Origin of the sequence: Rathayibacter sp. AY1D9, from assembly GCF_002932395.1 — a bacterium.
Classification (GTDB): Bacteria; Actinomycetota; Actinomycetes; order Actinomycetales; family Microbacteriaceae; genus Rathayibacter.
Genome location: NZ_PSVQ01000039.1, coordinates 1 through 12,772, shown reverse-complemented (window position 1 = coordinate 12,772; position 12,772 = coordinate 1). Strand labels below are relative to the sequence as shown.

The following is a 12,772-nucleotide window of genomic DNA, read 5'->3' as shown; positions in this document are numbered from 1 at the left end:
CCGGCGCCTGCCGGTGCGGACAGCGCTCGGACAGCGCGCGATCAGCCCGCCCTCAGGCCATGCATCGTGTCGCGGCGCTACGGTGGTCCGAGATCGCGGGCAGACGCCCGGAGGGGAGTGGAGGACGCCATGACGGACGACAACGGAACCGGCACGGACCAGGGCGCGAGCACGGGCGGCGAGGCCTCCGGACCCCGCGCCGGGTGGTACCCGGACCCGGCGGGCTCGTCCCGTCAGCGCTGGTGGGACGGGACCGGCTGGACGGAGTCGCTCCGCGACGCGCCGGCGGCCACTCCCACCGCCCCGGCCGAGAGCGGGTCGGCGCAGGCCGCCGCGACTCCCGTTCCGCCGACCGCACCGACTCCGCCCTCGCCGCCCGCCGAGCGTCCCGCCTACGGGGAGACGTCGAGCGGAGCGGCGACGAGCTACGGGCAGTCGGCCTCGGGTCGGTATCCGCAGCAGCCGTCGTCCGCCGACCCGCAGCAGAGCTACGGGCAGCAGGGCTACGGCCAGCAGGGCGCCGGTCAGCAGCCGCAGCCGCAGCAGCCCTCCGGCCAGCAGCAGCCGCAGCAGGGCTACGGCCAGCAGGCTCCCCAGCAGTACGGCCAGCAGGGGTACGGCCAGCAGCCCTACGGCCAGCAGCCGCAGCAGCCCTACAACCAGCAGCAGCCGCAGTACCCGGCCTACTCCGCGGCTCCCGGAGCACCCGTGCAGCAGCGTGACACGAGCATCGTCACGTCCACCCCGTGGATCTGGGTGGTGGTCCTCCTGCCGCTGCTCTCGGCGCTGTCGATCTTCCTCCTCCCGCCGAGCGCGATCGTCGACTCGTCGATGGCCTCGACCTACGGGCCGAGCTCCTCGATGGGGATGTCGACGGCCTACCTCGTCGGCCTCGGCGTGCTCCAGGTCGTCGGCTTCCTGATCTACGCGGCGGAGGTCGTCTTCGCCTTCCTCGACTGGCGCCAGCTGAAGCGAGCCGGCCTGCAGCGTCCGTTCCACTGGGCGTGGGCCTTCCTCGCCGCTCCCTACGTCTACGTGATCGGCCGCAGCGTGGTCGTGAAGCGCGTGACCGGCGGCGGCCTCCTCCCGCTCTGGGTCTTCCTCGGCGTCGTGGTCGTGTCGTTCCTCATCGCGATCGGCTGGACGGTGTCGCTCTTCTCCCAGATGACGCAGGCCTTCGCTCCCGCGGGCTTCTGAACCCGTGCGCGCCGCCGATCTCGTCCTGACCGGCGGCGCCGTCTTCACCGCCGACGCCGTGCGCTCCCGAGCGCACGGCGTCGCTGTCGTCGGAGGGCGGATCGTCGCGGTCGGCGCCGACGCCTCCGACCTGATCGGGCCGCGCACCGAGGTGGTCGACCTCGAGGGCCGGATGCTCGTCCCCGGCTTCCAGGACGCCCACGTGCACCCGGTCTGGGGCGGCGCCGCGCTGCTGCGCTGCTGGCTCGGAGCGGGAGGGTCGCCCGCCGAGCACCTGGCGACGGTCGCCGAGTACGCGGCTCGGGAGAGCGGAGCGGAGTGGATCCTCGGCGGCGGCTGGAACCTGCCCGACTTCCCCGGAGGCACCCCGACCGCCCGCGAGCTCGACACGGTCGTCCCTGACCGGCCCGCCTTCCTCACCAACGCCGACGGGCACGGCGCCTGGGTCAACTCCGCCGCACTGCGCCTCGCGGGGATCGACCGCACGACGCCGGACCCCGCCGACGGCCGCATCGAGCGCCTGGCCGACGGCACCCCCTCCGGCACCCTGCACGAGGGGGCGATGGACGCGGTCCGCCGCCACCTCCCGCCGGCGAGCGCGGACGAGCTCCACCGCGCGCTACTCCTCGGGCAGGAGACCCTGCACTCGTTCGGAGTGACGGCGTGGCAGGACGCGATCATCGGCTCCTACGGCGATGTGGGCGACCCCGGTCCGGTGTACCGCCGCGCGGCGCTGAGCGGCGATCTGACCGGGCGCGTCCGCGGTGCGCTGTGGTGGGACCGGGGCCGCGGCGTCGAGCAGATCCCGGAGCTCGTCGAGCGGCGCGCGGCGCTCGCCGCCGACCGCTTCGCTCCGACGACCGTCAAGATCATGCAGGACGGGGTCGCCGAGAACTTCACGGCGGCGATGCTCGAGCCCTACCTCGACGGGCACGGCGGCCACGGTCACGGCGACGGCCTCTCGATGGTCGACCCGCGCCTCCTGAACGAGGCCGTGCCGCTCCTGGACGCGGCCGGGTTCCAGGTGCACTTCCACGCGATCGGCGATCGCGCCGTGCGCGAGTGCCTGGACGCGGTCGAGCGGGCGATCGAGGCGAACGGGCGCCGCGGCAACCGCCACCATCTCGCGCACCTGCAGGTCGTGCATCCGGACGACCTGCCGCGCTTCCGTGCGCTCGACGTCGCGGCGAACCTGCAGATGCTGTGGGCCTCGGCGGAGCCGCAGATGGTGGAGCTGACGCTGCCGTTCCTCGGTGAGCGGCGCGGCTCGTGGCAGTACCCGTTCGGCGATCTGCTCCGCTCGGGCGCGGTGCTCGCGTCGGGGAGCGACTGGCCGGTGTCGACGCCCGACCCGCTCGCCGCGATCCACGTCGCGGTGAACCGGCTCTCGGCGCCGTCCGAGCGCGAGCCGGGGTGGAGCGAGGAGGTGTTCCTCCCGGAGCAGCGCCTCGACCTCGCCACCGCCCTCTCCGCCTCCACGGCCGGCTCGGCGTGGGTGAACGGCCTGGACGGCGAGTCGGGCTCGATCGCCGTGGGACTCGCGGCGGACTTCGCCCTGCTGGACCGGGATCCCTTCGCCGGCGACCTCCGCGCGATCGGGGACACCCGGGTGCTGGGCACCTGGATCGGCGGCGAGCGCGTCCACACCGCAGCGGACGCGCCCGCCTGATCCGGGTCGTTCAGGAGGCGGCGCTCAGCAGGTGATCGCTCCGCCGATGATCCCCGCGAGCAGCCCGCCGGTCGCGGAGGCGATCGCGCCGGGACCGGAGATCGCGCCGATCACCCCGCCGGTCGCGGCACCGCTGACGCCGCTCCCGGCGACGCAGTGGCCCCACTCGGGCGAGCTCCAGTCGCTGTTCAGGTGCAGGCCGCCCGCCGCCGAGCGGGACGCCGAGTCCGGGGCGAAGTGGAAGGTGAGCGTGTCGGAGTCGTCGATCGACCAGTGGCCCGACACGGTGCGGCCGCGTCCGACGTCGATCCTCTCCGGGAGTGCGTCGGACGTCTCGGCGCCGTCCGTGAAGCCGACCCCGCCGCCCGCCAGCTCGACGATCCGCGTGCCGTCGGTGACGTCGAAGGTCACCGTCGACGCCGATCCGCCCCGTGCCTCGAGGTGCACCCGGCTGCTCGTCTCCTGCCTCGCCGGCTCGGCGTGCGCGGCCTGCGCTGTGAACAGCGGCACCGCCAGCAGAGCGGCCGCCGCCGCGACCAGTGCCGTGCTCGTCCTCTGTCGTTCCATCGTCGTTCCCTCCCTCGGATTCCGATCCAGGAGGGAGGGCTCAGCGCCGCCGGTCGACGAGGGCGAGGACGACGGACGCCACCGCTGCCGCGACGGCGGCGGTGACCACGACGTCCCACGGATCCTCGGCGCCCACCGCGGTCGCGACGAGGTGCCCGGCCAGGACGCCGACGAACAGTGCCGGCAGCATCAGCCAGATGCGCCGTCTCCGTCGTGCCGCCGTACCGGCCTGTTCCCTGTCGCTCATGCTCGCCCTCCTGGATTCACCATACAGGTATGGAGTACCAGGCGGTCGCGACGCGCGTCGAGGAGGTGGCGCGATCCGTCAGGCCTCGCTGCGCTGGATGAGGCGGGAGAGGACGATCGCGGAGCGCGTGTGGTCGACGTTGGGCGCGATGCGGACCTTCTCGAGGGCGAGCTCGAGGCTGGGGATGTCGCGCGAGCGGATGTGGACGATCGCGTCGGCGGAGCCGGTGACCGTGCCCGCGTCGACGACCTCGGGGACCGCGGAGAGGATGCGGCGGAGCTCGTCCGGAGCGACGGTGCCGCGGCAGAAGAGCTCGACGTAGGCCTCGGTGGCCATGCCGTCGACCGCGGGGTCGACCTTGATCGTGAAGCCGCGGATCACGCCGTCGGCCACGAGTCGGTCGACGCGGCGCTTCACCGCGGAGGCGGAGAGCCCGACCACGCCGCCGATGTCGCCGTAGCCCGCGCGGGAGTTCTGGCGCAGCAGATCGAGGATCTTCCGATCGATGTTGTCCATGCTCCGAGGATAGGCGCGGCCGGAGCGGCGCCTGGACGGCAGCAGAGTGCCACTGGAGATTCGTGACGCCCGGCTATATAGTTGCTCTCGGTCAATAGTTGATCGCAGTCAACTAGAACCGCCGCCGTGCTGAAGAGGAGCCCATGTCATACCCCGAACACCGCGCCGCATCGCGCGGAACCACCGCGCCGCACGCCCCCGCCGGGCCGGACGGCGCCATGTCGCACCGCCAGGTGCTCGAATCGCTCAGCGGCCTGCTGCTGGGCATGTTCGTCTCGATCCTCGCGGGCACGGTCGTGTCGACCTCGCTGCCCCGGATCATCTCCGACCTCAAGGGCGACCAGAACGCCTACACCTGGGTCGTCACCGCGACCCTGCTCGCGACCACGGTCTCCACCCCGCTCTGGGGCAAGTTCGCCGACCTGTTCAACCGCAAGCTGCTGATCCAGCTCGCCCTCGGGCTGTTCGTCATCGGCTCCGCCCTGGCCGGCTTCTCGCAGGACACGAACATGCTGATCGTCTTCCGCGTGTTCCAGGGCCTGGGCGCCGGCGGACTCGCCGCGCTGAGCCAGATCATCATGGCCGACATCATCAGCCCCCGTGAGCGCGGCAAGTACGCCGGCCTCTTCGGCGGCGTGATGGCGATCGGCACCGTCGGCGGCCCGCTCCTGGGCGGCGTCGTGACCGACGCGTTCGGCTGGCGCTGGAACTTCTTCATCGCGATGCCCGTCGCGATCGTCGCGATCGTCCTCCTCCAGATGACCCTCCGCCTCCCCGCGCACCCGAAGCGCAAGGTGCGGATCGACTACCTCGGCGCCGTGCTCATCGCGGGCGGAGTCTCGCTCCTGCTGATCTGGGTCTCCCTCGCCGGCAAGAACTTCGACTGGGCCTCGTGGGAGACCGCGGTCATGGTCGGCGGCGCCGTCGTGCTGCTGATCGCCGCCGTGATCACCGAGCTCACCGTGGCCGAGCCGATCATCCCGATGGGGATGTTCAAGAACCGCACCTTCAGCCTCGCCGTCGTGGCGAGCATCTCGGTCGGCGTCTCGATGTTCGGCGTCGCCGTCTTCCTCGCGCAGTACATGCAGCTGGCCCGCGGAGCCACGCCGACCCAGTCGGGCCTGCTCACCATCCCGATGATGGCCGGCCTGCTGATCGCCTCGACGATCTTCGGCGGGATCATCTCGCGCACCGGCAAGTGGAAGGCGATCATGATCAGCGGCGGCGTGCTCGCCGTGATCGGAACCTCCCTCCTCAGCACCCTCCGCTACGACACGGACCTGGTCCTCGTCGGGATCTACATGGCCGTCCTCGGCGCCGGCCTGGGCATGCTGATGCAGAACCTCGTCCTGGTGGTGCAGAACTCGATCGAGGTGAAGAACCTCGGCGTCGCGACCAGCGCGGTCACGTTCTTCCGCAGCCTCGGCGGCACCGTCGGAGTCTCGGTCCTGGGCTCGATGCTCGGCACCGTGATCGCCGACCGCATCAAGACCGGCATCGCGGGGCTCGCTCCCGCCGACCAGGCTCTCGCCGCGCAGGCGCTGGGCAGCGGCACGATCCCGCAGCCGGCCACCCTGCCCGACGCCGTGCGCGTCGTGGTCGAGAGCGCCTACGGGATCGGCGTCGGCGACGTGTTCCTCTACAGCATCCCGCTCGCCGTGGTCACGCTGATCGCCGTCGTCCTCCTGCCGAACGTGAGCCTCGGCTCGAAGAACGCGGTGCAGCTCAAGGCGGAGCCGACCACTCCGCTACAGGCCGCGGAGGACGCCCTCATCGCCGCCTCGGACGGCCAGGCGGCGCTCCGCCCCGTCGGCCAGGCCCGGCGGACGGACGACGCGACGCACGCCCGGGAGGGTCGCGAGGCCACTCCCGTCGGACACGGCCGCCACGCCGACGAGGAGCGGCAGGAGGAGCCGGTCGGGCACGCCCGGCACGCCGCTCCCACCGGCTCCGTCGACGTGATCGAGCGCTCCTGATGCCCGCCGCCGCGCCCTCGGCCGAGGCGCTGCACGAGGTCGAGGAGCAGATCACCGTGCTCGCCGTCCAGGTGCGCCTCGCCGTCCGGGACGCGGCGGCGTCGATCGACCCGGCGCTGCCGCCCTTCGGACTGCGGCTGCTGCGGATCCTCGAGCGCTGCGGTCCGGTCCACTCCGGCGCCGCGGCGGAGCGGCTCGGGGTCGACCGCAGCGCGATCAGCCGCCAGGCCCGCCAGCTCGCCGAGCTGGGCCTGGTCGAGATGACCTCCGATCCCGCCGACGGCCGAGCGCGGTTCCTCTCGCTCAGCGCGGCCGGATGCGAGCGGATGCGCGACCTCGGCGGCCGTCAGCGGCAGCGGATGCAGGAGGCGCTGAGCGCCTGGCCCGAGGAAGACCTGCGTGCGTTCGCGGGATACCTGGAGCGGCTGACCGCGGCGGAGTGAGCCGCGTGATCTGGACGAGTGGCGCGGACCGATGCGGTCCGCGCCACTTCTGCGTGCCGCCGGACGCGGCGCGGGCGCGCTGACCGCGCGCCGTCTCGCGCCACCCGGTGCCGACGCCGTCGTGGTCGTTCTACATTTCCTGAGATGTTCTCACTCAGGAGGCGATGACCCTGTTCTCTTTCGACCATGCAGCAGCGGCGGAGCTGGTCCGCGCCTCGGACGAGGCGGCGGAGGCGCTCGCCTCCCAGGGGCTGCTGAGGTCCGTCGCTGCCGAGTACGCGCTGGGCGAGTTCCGCGGCGCGTACGCCGAGCGGTTCCGCCGGGTCTGCGTCTGCGACAGGGAGAACCGCGGTCGGCTGAGCGCCGAGCTGCACGAGCTCGCCGACACGGTTCGGCTCGTGGCGAGGAAGGCCGAGGAGGAGCGTCGGCGCCGGGAGGAGTACGCGGCCTGGGAGCGGCGGGCGGACGAGCGCGAGCAGCAGCGCCGCCTCGATCCGATCGCGGCCCTCGCGGCGGGAGTCGACGAGGTCGTCGACCGGCCGCCGTCCGATCGGCCGGTCGTGCCTCCACCGATCCGTGCGCTGTTCTCCCCCCGGTCGGTGCCCCGCACGTCCCCGGGCGGCTCCGCCTCGGGAGGCACGACCTCCGCCGACCCCGAGCGTCTCGACGTCTTCGTCTCGCAGACCCGGCAGGCGGACGACGCGATGCGCTCCCGGCTCCAGGATCTGATGGCCGCCTGGGGAGCCTTCGGCAACCGCTGCTCGTGGGCGCCGGTCGAGTCCTTCTCGGTGCTCCAGGGCTTCCGCGAGCTGCTGTCGATCGGTGCGGCCGACGCGACCTGGGTCGAGCAGATCTCCCTGGCCTTCACCGCCGCCGGGGGAGCGGCGCTCTCCGTTCCCGTCCTCGACGCCGTCGGCACCCTGGCGCGGCCCCGGGGCGGCCGGAGCCTGCTCGACACCCTCGCGGCGCTCTCGTCCGACGATCTCGCGACACTCCTCGCCGCGTCGCCCGATCTCGCGGCCCGCCTCGGGCGACTGGCTCCGACCCTCGTGAACGACTGGTGGCGGAGCCTCGACTCCACGGACGGCGCGCGCTTCTCGCCGCAGCAGGAGGCGCTGGTCGCCGGTCTGCCCGGGGTGATCGGAAATCTGGAGGGTGTTCCCTACCGCGCCCGGGTGAGGGCGAACGAGAGGGCGCTGAGGGCGCGGATCGTGGCGCTGAGGAGCGAGGCGGCGGGCCTGCGCGGGAAGGCGGGCGACGGGGAGCGACTCGCGGCGGTGGAGTCGCAGCTGGTGGCGCTGAGGGACGTGCGGGCATCGCTCCGGCGCGGTCTCGGTCAGGACCCGCGCTTCCTCATCTCCCTGACCGCCGACGAGCCTCCGCTCGCCGCCGTCTCGATCGGCGATCCCGACACCGCCACGAACGTCACCTACGCCGTCCCCGGGATGGGACAGACGACGGAGAGCATGACCCGATGGACGAAGGCGTCGCAGAATCTGCAGTCGCTCCTCCCGCCCGGCAGCGCCGTCGTCTCCTGGATCGGCTACGGGACCCCGCCGATGGCGCGGCTCGGCGGGAACGGCATGGACGTCCTCACCTCGAACCAGGCGGTCGCCGGCGGCGCCGCACTCGCCTCGGCTGTCCAGGGGCTCTCCGCGGTCCGGGGCGACGACCTGCCGAAGCCGAACGTCGTCGCACACTCCTACGGCAGCACCGTCATGGCCGTCGCCGCCTCGCGCTCGGACGTCGAGCTCGGGGTCGTCGTGACGCTGGGCTCGGCCGGCCTCCCGGACAGCGTCGACGAGGCGAGCGACCTGCACGCGGAATCCGTCTTCGCGGGGCAGGCGCGGGACAAGTACCTCGGCGAGACCGAGAGCGGCGACGAGGCCGCGTGGATGGGCCGCGCCTTCAGCTGGAACCACCACACGGATCCCGCTGACGAGGACTTCGGCGCGCGCGTCTTCGGTGTGGAGACCGGAGGCGACGCCGGGAGGATCGTGACGGATCACGCTGCGCTGAAGAGCGACGACGGCGATCTCGCGGGGTATCTCGACAAGAACACCGAGTCCCTGCAGAACGCGGCGTGGGCCGTCTCCCGGCGACTCGACCTGCTGACCGAGAACCGGCCGCTCGGACCGACCGCCTTCCAGAAGGCGGTCGTGGGAGCCTCCCATGGCGGGTAGAGGCTCTCCTCAGCGGACGGGCGTCGCGCTGACCGTCGCCGCTCTGCTCGTGATGTCGATGACCGCTTGTGCAACGGAGAAGGAGGCGAGACCGGTGAGCACGATGAGTCCTCGGGAGGGTCGGGACCGGGTGGTGGAGTTCGTGCGGGACTCCGCGGGGCGGCTCGATGTGGAGGGGTGGTGGCCGCGGAGCGGCGCGGCCAGGCCCGATGTGTGCGGCCCCGGCGACCGGGTGAGCGGTGCGAGCTACAGCTACGACTGGTGGGCCCCGGCGGGCACCGATGTCGAGGGGGATGCGCGGAAGGTCGCGGACTACTGGGAGTCGCTGGGGATGACGGTGAGAGTGACCGATTCGACTCCGCGCCCGACGGTCTACGGGCAGGGCGGACCGGTGCTCCGGGCGAGCTTCGTCACCGGCGCTGTCGAGGAGATGTACATGATCGGGGCGGAGATGCCGTGCGCGCCCGGCGATTTCGAATCACTCCTCCTCGAGGACGAGGCTCAGCGCGCGGCGGGCGCGGTCCTTCCGGGTGATGAAGGGGTCGTCCCGAAGCCGGATCCGTGGGACCTCCCACTCCAGTCCGATCCGTCGGGTTCCGGCTCGGAGGGATGAGCCGCCCCGTCCACCGCGTCCGGATCGGAGATGCCGACGTCGCTTCCGTTGCCGGGGGAGGGGTCGGCCTCAGCGCGGTGCGCCCACCAGCTGCGCGACGTGCACGACGAAGGCGCGGCGGCGGTCGCGCGTCTCCTCCCCGCCCCGGGAGGCGAAGGGGGTGAGGTGCCAGATCTCGCAGAGGCCGAGGAGGGCGATGAAGAGGTCGTCGGCGGACCAGCTCGCGTCGACGACGCCGGTGCGCTGCCACTCGAGGACCCGGGCCTCGGGGGCGGGGACCCCGCCGAGCTGCTCGCCGGCCTCCTCCCAGACGCCGGCTCCCTCCAGGCGCGCCCACGTGAGCAGGCGCAGGAACTCCGGGTGCTCCCACACATGGTCGAACATGCGGCCCGCGAGGTCGGGGAGGTCCGCCGCCTCGGCGAGGAGCGTCTCGTCGAGAGCGCCGAGCGCCTCGACGACGGTCGCGACGAACAGGCCGCGCTTGCCGCCGTAGTAGGCGTAGAGCCGCTCCTTGTTCAGACCCGCGGCCGCGGCCACGCGGTCGACCCGGGCGCCCGCGAAGCCGTGGGCGGCGAACTCGACGGAGGCGGCGCGGAGGATCCGCTCGCGTGCGGGCAGCGCCGCATCGGATGTCGGCTCCATGGTTCACCTCCGGGCGCTCGAACGATACACTCTTCTTCGCCCAACCAACTGGTTGGGGTGGTTCGGCTCCGATGACGCGGCTCGGATCCGGACCCGCCGGTCCCGCTCCGCTCCGTGTGAAAGGCCGCCATGCACTCCCCGTCCGCTCCCTCCTCCGCCCGCCGCTGGTGGGTGCTCGTGATCCTCGCGCTCACGCAGCTCGTCGTCGTGCTCGACGGCACCATCGTCACGATCGCCCTCCCCGCCGCGCAGGCCGACCTCGGCCTCACCGACGTCGAGCGCCAGTGGGTCGTCACCGCCTACGCCCTCGCGTTCGGCGCGCTCCTGCTCCTGGGCGGCCGCATCGCCGACTACACCGGCCGCAAGCGCACCTACCTGATCGGGATGATCGGCTTCGGCGCCGCCTCCGCCTGGGGCGGCCTCGCCACCTCCGGCACCGAGCTGATCGCCGCCCGCGGGCTGCAGGGCGCCTTCGCCGCGCTGCTCGCTCCGGCCGCTCTGGCCCTCCTCACCGTCTCCTTCCCCTCCGGCCGCGAGCGAGGCACGGCCTTCGCCGTCTTCGGAGCGGTCGCCGGAGCGGGCGCCGCCGTCGGCCTCGTGCTGGGCGGGCTGCTCACCGAGTTCGCCGACTGGCGCTGGTGCCTCCTCGTCAACGTCCCCGTCGTCGTGGTCGGCGCGATCGCCGGCCAGCTGCTCGTCACCGAGAGCCGCGCGGAGGGGCGCAACCGCTTCGACGTCGCCGGGACGATCACCGTCGCGCTCGGGCTCGCGAGCGTCGTCTACGGCTTCACCCTCGCCGAGCAGGGCTGGCTCCGCGTCGACACCCTCGGCTTCCTCCTCGTCGGCGTGCTGCTGCTGGCCCTCTTCGTGCGGATCCAGGCCCGCTCGGACCACCCGTCGCTGCCGCTGCGCATCGTCGCCGACCGCGTCCGCGGCGGAGCCTTCCTGGTGCAGGCGATCGTCGGCAGCGTGATGATCGGCTCCACCCTCTACCTGACCCTGCACCTGCAGCTGGTCCTGGGCCTGCCGCCGCTCGAGGCGGGCCTGGCCAATCTGCCGATGACGGTGACGATCATGATCGTCGCCGGAGTCGCCGCCAAGCTGCTGCCGCGCATCGGCCCGCGCGTGCTGATGATCGTCGGCCCGCTGATCGCGGCGGCCGGGCTCCTCTACCTGAGCCGCATCACCCCCGACGGCGGCTACCTCCTCGAGGTGCTGCCCGCGCTGATCCTCCTGGGCATCGGCATGGCGATGGTCTTCGTGCCGCTGCAGAACCTCGCGCTCACCGGAGTCGCGGCCCACGACGCCGGTGCCGCCGGAGCGACCGCGAACGCCGCCATGCAGATCGGCGGCTCGATCGGGCTGTCGATCTTCACGACCCTCTACGCGGGAGTCGCGGGCGAGCAGCAGTCGCCGGTCGCCTTCGTCGACGGCTACTCCGCGGTCTTCGTCGCGGCCGCGATCGGGCTGGTCGTCGCCTCCGTCGTCGCCGTCGCGATGATCCGGGTGAAGAAGGAGGAGTTCCTCGCCCAGGCTCCGAAGGAGGCCGTCGCCCACCTGGGCTGATCCCGGCCTAGGCTCGGAAGCGCCATGCAGCCACTGACCGAGACCGAGATCCGCGAGTCCTTCGTCAACGCCTCCCGCAAGGAGGTCGCCGACCTCGCGCTGCCGAAGGACTTCGACGCGCTGGACTGGTCGGTCATCGACCATCTCGGCTGGCGCGACCGGAGGATGGGCCGCCGCGCCTACGTCGTCGTGCCGCTGGAGGAGCGCCTCGTCGGGGTCCTGCTCACCCAGGCCGACGCCCTGCCGCGCTCGCGGGCGCAGTGCTCGTGGTGCCGCGACGTGCAGCTCCCGAACGACGTCGTCTTCTTCGGGGCGCGGAAGGCCGGAGCGGCCGGGCGGGCGGGGGACTCGCTCGGCACGCTCGTCTGCTCCCGCTTCGAGTGCTCGGTGAACGTGCGGCGGCGCCCGTCGGTGGCCTACATCGGGTTCGACCTCGAGGCGGCGCGGGCGCAGCGGATCGCGACTCTGCGGGCGCGCACCGAGGGCTTCGCGCGCGAGGTGCTCGGCGAGGCGTGACCGCGCTCAGCGGCGCGTGGACGCGCGCACGTGCATCCGCTCGCCCTGGCGGCCGAAGAGGCTGAGGAACTCGACCTGCTGCTCGTCGGCGCGGCCGAACCAGTGCGGCACCCGGGTGTCGAACTCGGCGGCCTCGCCGGCCGGCAGCACCAGATCGTGCTCGCCGAGCCGCAGGCGGAGCCGCCCGCTCAGCACGTAGAGCCACTCGAAGCCCTCGTGCGCGCGCTGCTCCGCCGGCTCCGTCACCGGCCCGGCCGGGAGCGTGTGCTTGAACGCCTGGAGCGCGCCCGCGTCGCGGCTGAGCGGCTGGATGAGCATGCCGTTCCGGCGCACCGGCCGCCCGTGCACGCGGGGATCCTCCGGCGCGGCGCCGACGAGCTCGTCGAGCGGCGCCCCGAGGGCGCGGGCGATCGGGAGGAGCAGCTCCAGCGTCGCGCGACGGCCTCCGCTCTCGAGGCGCGAGAGGGTGCTCGCCGAGATGCCGGTCTCGGCCGCGAGGGACGCGAGCGTGCGGTCGCGGCGGGTGCGCAGGCGCCGGAGCCGTGGTCCGACGGCGGCGACGAGGACGTCGCGGAGACTGCGGCCGAGGGCAGTGGCGGCGGCGAGGCCGGCGAAGGAGGCGCCGAGGATCAGGACG

At 73.0% G+C, this 12,772-nt stretch carries 13 protein-coding genes; 8 read left to right on the top strand and 5 right to left on the bottom strand.

Translation table 11 applies throughout. From position 1 onward, the window contains the following. The first annotated feature begins 129 nt into the window (after positions 1 to 129). Complete coding sequence (locus C5C50_RS13990) at positions 130 to 1,197, top strand: DUF2510 domain-containing protein (RefSeq protein ID WP_146081478.1); 1,068 nt, start codon at positions 130 to 132, stop codon at positions 1,195 to 1,197. A 4-nt stretch (positions 1,198 to 1,201) separates the two neighbouring features. Next, positions 1,202 to 2,866: an amidohydrolase gene (locus tag C5C50_RS13985; protein ID WP_104273715.1), complete on the top strand. Its 1,665-nt coding sequence runs from the start codon at positions 1,202 to 1,204 to the stop codon at positions 2,864 to 2,866. 24 nt (positions 2,867 to 2,890) lie between these two features. Here the strand turns inward: C5C50_RS13985 and C5C50_RS13980 are convergent, their stop codons facing one another. The 3 genes from C5C50_RS13980 to C5C50_RS13975 all read right to left on the bottom strand — a co-directional run bounded on the left by C5C50_RS13980 (position 2,891) and on the right by C5C50_RS13975 (position 4,196). Next, positions 2,891 to 3,433 carry a hypothetical protein gene (locus C5C50_RS13980; protein WP_104222856.1) on the bottom strand — a complete coding sequence of 181 codons (543 nt, stop codon included), beginning with the start codon at positions 3,431 to 3,433 and terminating at the stop codon, positions 2,891 to 2,893. A gap of 40 nt (positions 3,434 to 3,473) precedes the next feature. Then, positions 3,474 to 3,680, bottom strand: coding sequence for a hypothetical protein (locus C5C50_RS16730; RefSeq protein ID WP_146076614.1), 207 nt, complete (start codon positions 3,678 to 3,680; stop codon positions 3,474 to 3,476). 78 nt (positions 3,681 to 3,758) lie between these two features. Next, positions 3,759 to 4,196 (bottom strand): Lrp/AsnC family transcriptional regulator, encoded by a 438-nt coding sequence (locus tag C5C50_RS13975; RefSeq protein WP_104222855.1) that lies wholly within the window; start codon positions 4,194 to 4,196, stop codon positions 3,759 to 3,761. Between the two features lie 218 nt (positions 4,197 to 4,414). On the opposite strand from C5C50_RS13975, the gene C5C50_RS13970 reads away from it, so the two are divergent. The 4 genes from C5C50_RS13970 to C5C50_RS13955 all read left to right on the top strand — a co-directional run bounded on the left by C5C50_RS13970 (position 4,415) and on the right by C5C50_RS13955 (position 9,411). Beyond that, positions 4,415 to 6,172 carry an MDR family MFS transporter gene (locus tag C5C50_RS13970; RefSeq protein ID WP_104273714.1) on the top strand — a complete coding sequence of 586 codons (1,758 nt, stop codon included), beginning with the start codon at positions 4,415 to 4,417 and terminating at the stop codon, positions 6,170 to 6,172. Continuing rightward, positions 6,172 to 6,615: a MarR family winged helix-turn-helix transcriptional regulator gene (locus C5C50_RS13965; RefSeq protein WP_104222853.1), complete on the top strand. Its 444-nt coding sequence runs from the start codon at positions 6,172 to 6,174 to the stop codon at positions 6,613 to 6,615. Before C5C50_RS13970 ends, C5C50_RS13965 begins: the two co-directional genes overlap by 1 nt. 164 nt (positions 6,616 to 6,779) lie before the next feature. Further along, positions 6,780 to 8,798, top strand: a complete 2,019-nt coding sequence (locus tag C5C50_RS13960; RefSeq protein ID WP_104273713.1) for an alpha/beta hydrolase — start codon at positions 6,780 to 6,782, stop codon at positions 8,796 to 8,798. A gap of 130 nt (positions 8,799 to 8,928) precedes the next feature. Continuing rightward, positions 8,929 to 9,411: a hypothetical protein gene (locus C5C50_RS13955; RefSeq protein ID WP_146085908.1), complete on the top strand. Its 483-nt coding sequence runs from the start codon at positions 8,929 to 8,931 to the stop codon at positions 9,409 to 9,411. 69 nt (positions 9,412 to 9,480) lie between these two features. Here the strand turns inward: C5C50_RS13955 and C5C50_RS13950 are convergent, their stop codons facing one another. Continuing rightward, positions 9,481 to 10,053, bottom strand: a complete 573-nt coding sequence (locus C5C50_RS13950; RefSeq protein WP_104222850.1) for a TetR family transcriptional regulator — start codon at positions 10,051 to 10,053, stop codon at positions 9,481 to 9,483. Between the two features lie 129 nt (positions 10,054 to 10,182). Between C5C50_RS13950 and C5C50_RS13945 the strand changes: the two genes are divergently transcribed. Next, the gene (locus C5C50_RS13945; RefSeq protein ID WP_104273711.1) at positions 10,183 to 11,619 is read left to right on the top strand and encodes an MFS transporter; all 1,437 of its coding nucleotides are present in this window, start codon (positions 10,183 to 10,185) and stop codon (positions 11,617 to 11,619) included. 24 nt (positions 11,620 to 11,643) lie between these two features. After that, the gene (locus C5C50_RS13940) at positions 11,644 to 12,135 is read left to right on the top strand and encodes an FBP domain-containing protein (protein WP_104222848.1); all 492 of its coding nucleotides are present in this window, start codon (positions 11,644 to 11,646) and stop codon (positions 12,133 to 12,135) included. Positions 12,136 to 12,141: 6 nt separating this feature from the next. Here the strand turns inward: C5C50_RS13940 and C5C50_RS13935 are convergent, their stop codons facing one another. Next, positions 12,142 to 12,765 carry a helix-turn-helix domain-containing protein gene (locus C5C50_RS13935; RefSeq protein ID WP_104251267.1) on the bottom strand — a complete coding sequence of 208 codons (624 nt, stop codon included), beginning with the start codon at positions 12,763 to 12,765 and terminating at the stop codon, positions 12,142 to 12,144. Positions 12,766 to 12,772 lie beyond the last annotated feature (7 nt).

What these genes read in the sequence shown, in the direction of transcription:
- C5C50_RS13990 (WP_146081478.1), top strand. Translation starts at nt 130, where the DNA reads ATGACGGACGACAACGGAACCGGCACGGACCAGGGCGCGAGCACGGGC.
- C5C50_RS13980 (WP_104222856.1), bottom strand. Translation starts at nt 3,433, where the DNA reads ATGGAACGACAGAGGACGAGCACGGCACTGGTCGCGGCGGCGGCCGCT.
- C5C50_RS16730 (WP_146076614.1), bottom strand. Translation starts at nt 3,680, where the DNA reads ATGAGCGACAGGGAACAGGCCGGTACGGCGGCACGACGGAGACGGCGC.
- C5C50_RS13975 (WP_104222855.1), bottom strand. Translation starts at nt 4,196, where the DNA reads ATGGACAACATCGATCGGAAGATCCTCGATCTGCTGCGCCAGAACTCC.
- C5C50_RS13970 (WP_104273714.1), top strand. Translation starts at nt 4,415, where the DNA reads ATGTCGCACCGCCAGGTGCTCGAATCGCTCAGCGGCCTGCTGCTGGGC.
- C5C50_RS13965 (WP_104222853.1), top strand. Translation starts at nt 6,172, where the DNA reads ATGCCCGCCGCCGCGCCCTCGGCCGAGGCGCTGCACGAGGTCGAGGAG.
- C5C50_RS13960 (WP_104273713.1), top strand. Translation starts at nt 6,780, where the DNA reads ATGACCCTGTTCTCTTTCGACCATGCAGCAGCGGCGGAGCTGGTCCGC.
- C5C50_RS13950 (WP_104222850.1), bottom strand. Translation starts at nt 10,053, where the DNA reads ATGGAGCCGACATCCGATGCGGCGCTGCCCGCACGCGAGCGGATCCTC.
- C5C50_RS13945 (WP_104273711.1), top strand. Translation starts at nt 10,183, where the DNA reads ATGCACTCCCCGTCCGCTCCCTCCTCCGCCCGCCGCTGGTGGGTGCTC.
- C5C50_RS13940 (WP_104222848.1), top strand. Translation starts at nt 11,644, where the DNA reads ATGCAGCCACTGACCGAGACCGAGATCCGCGAGTCCTTCGTCAACGCC.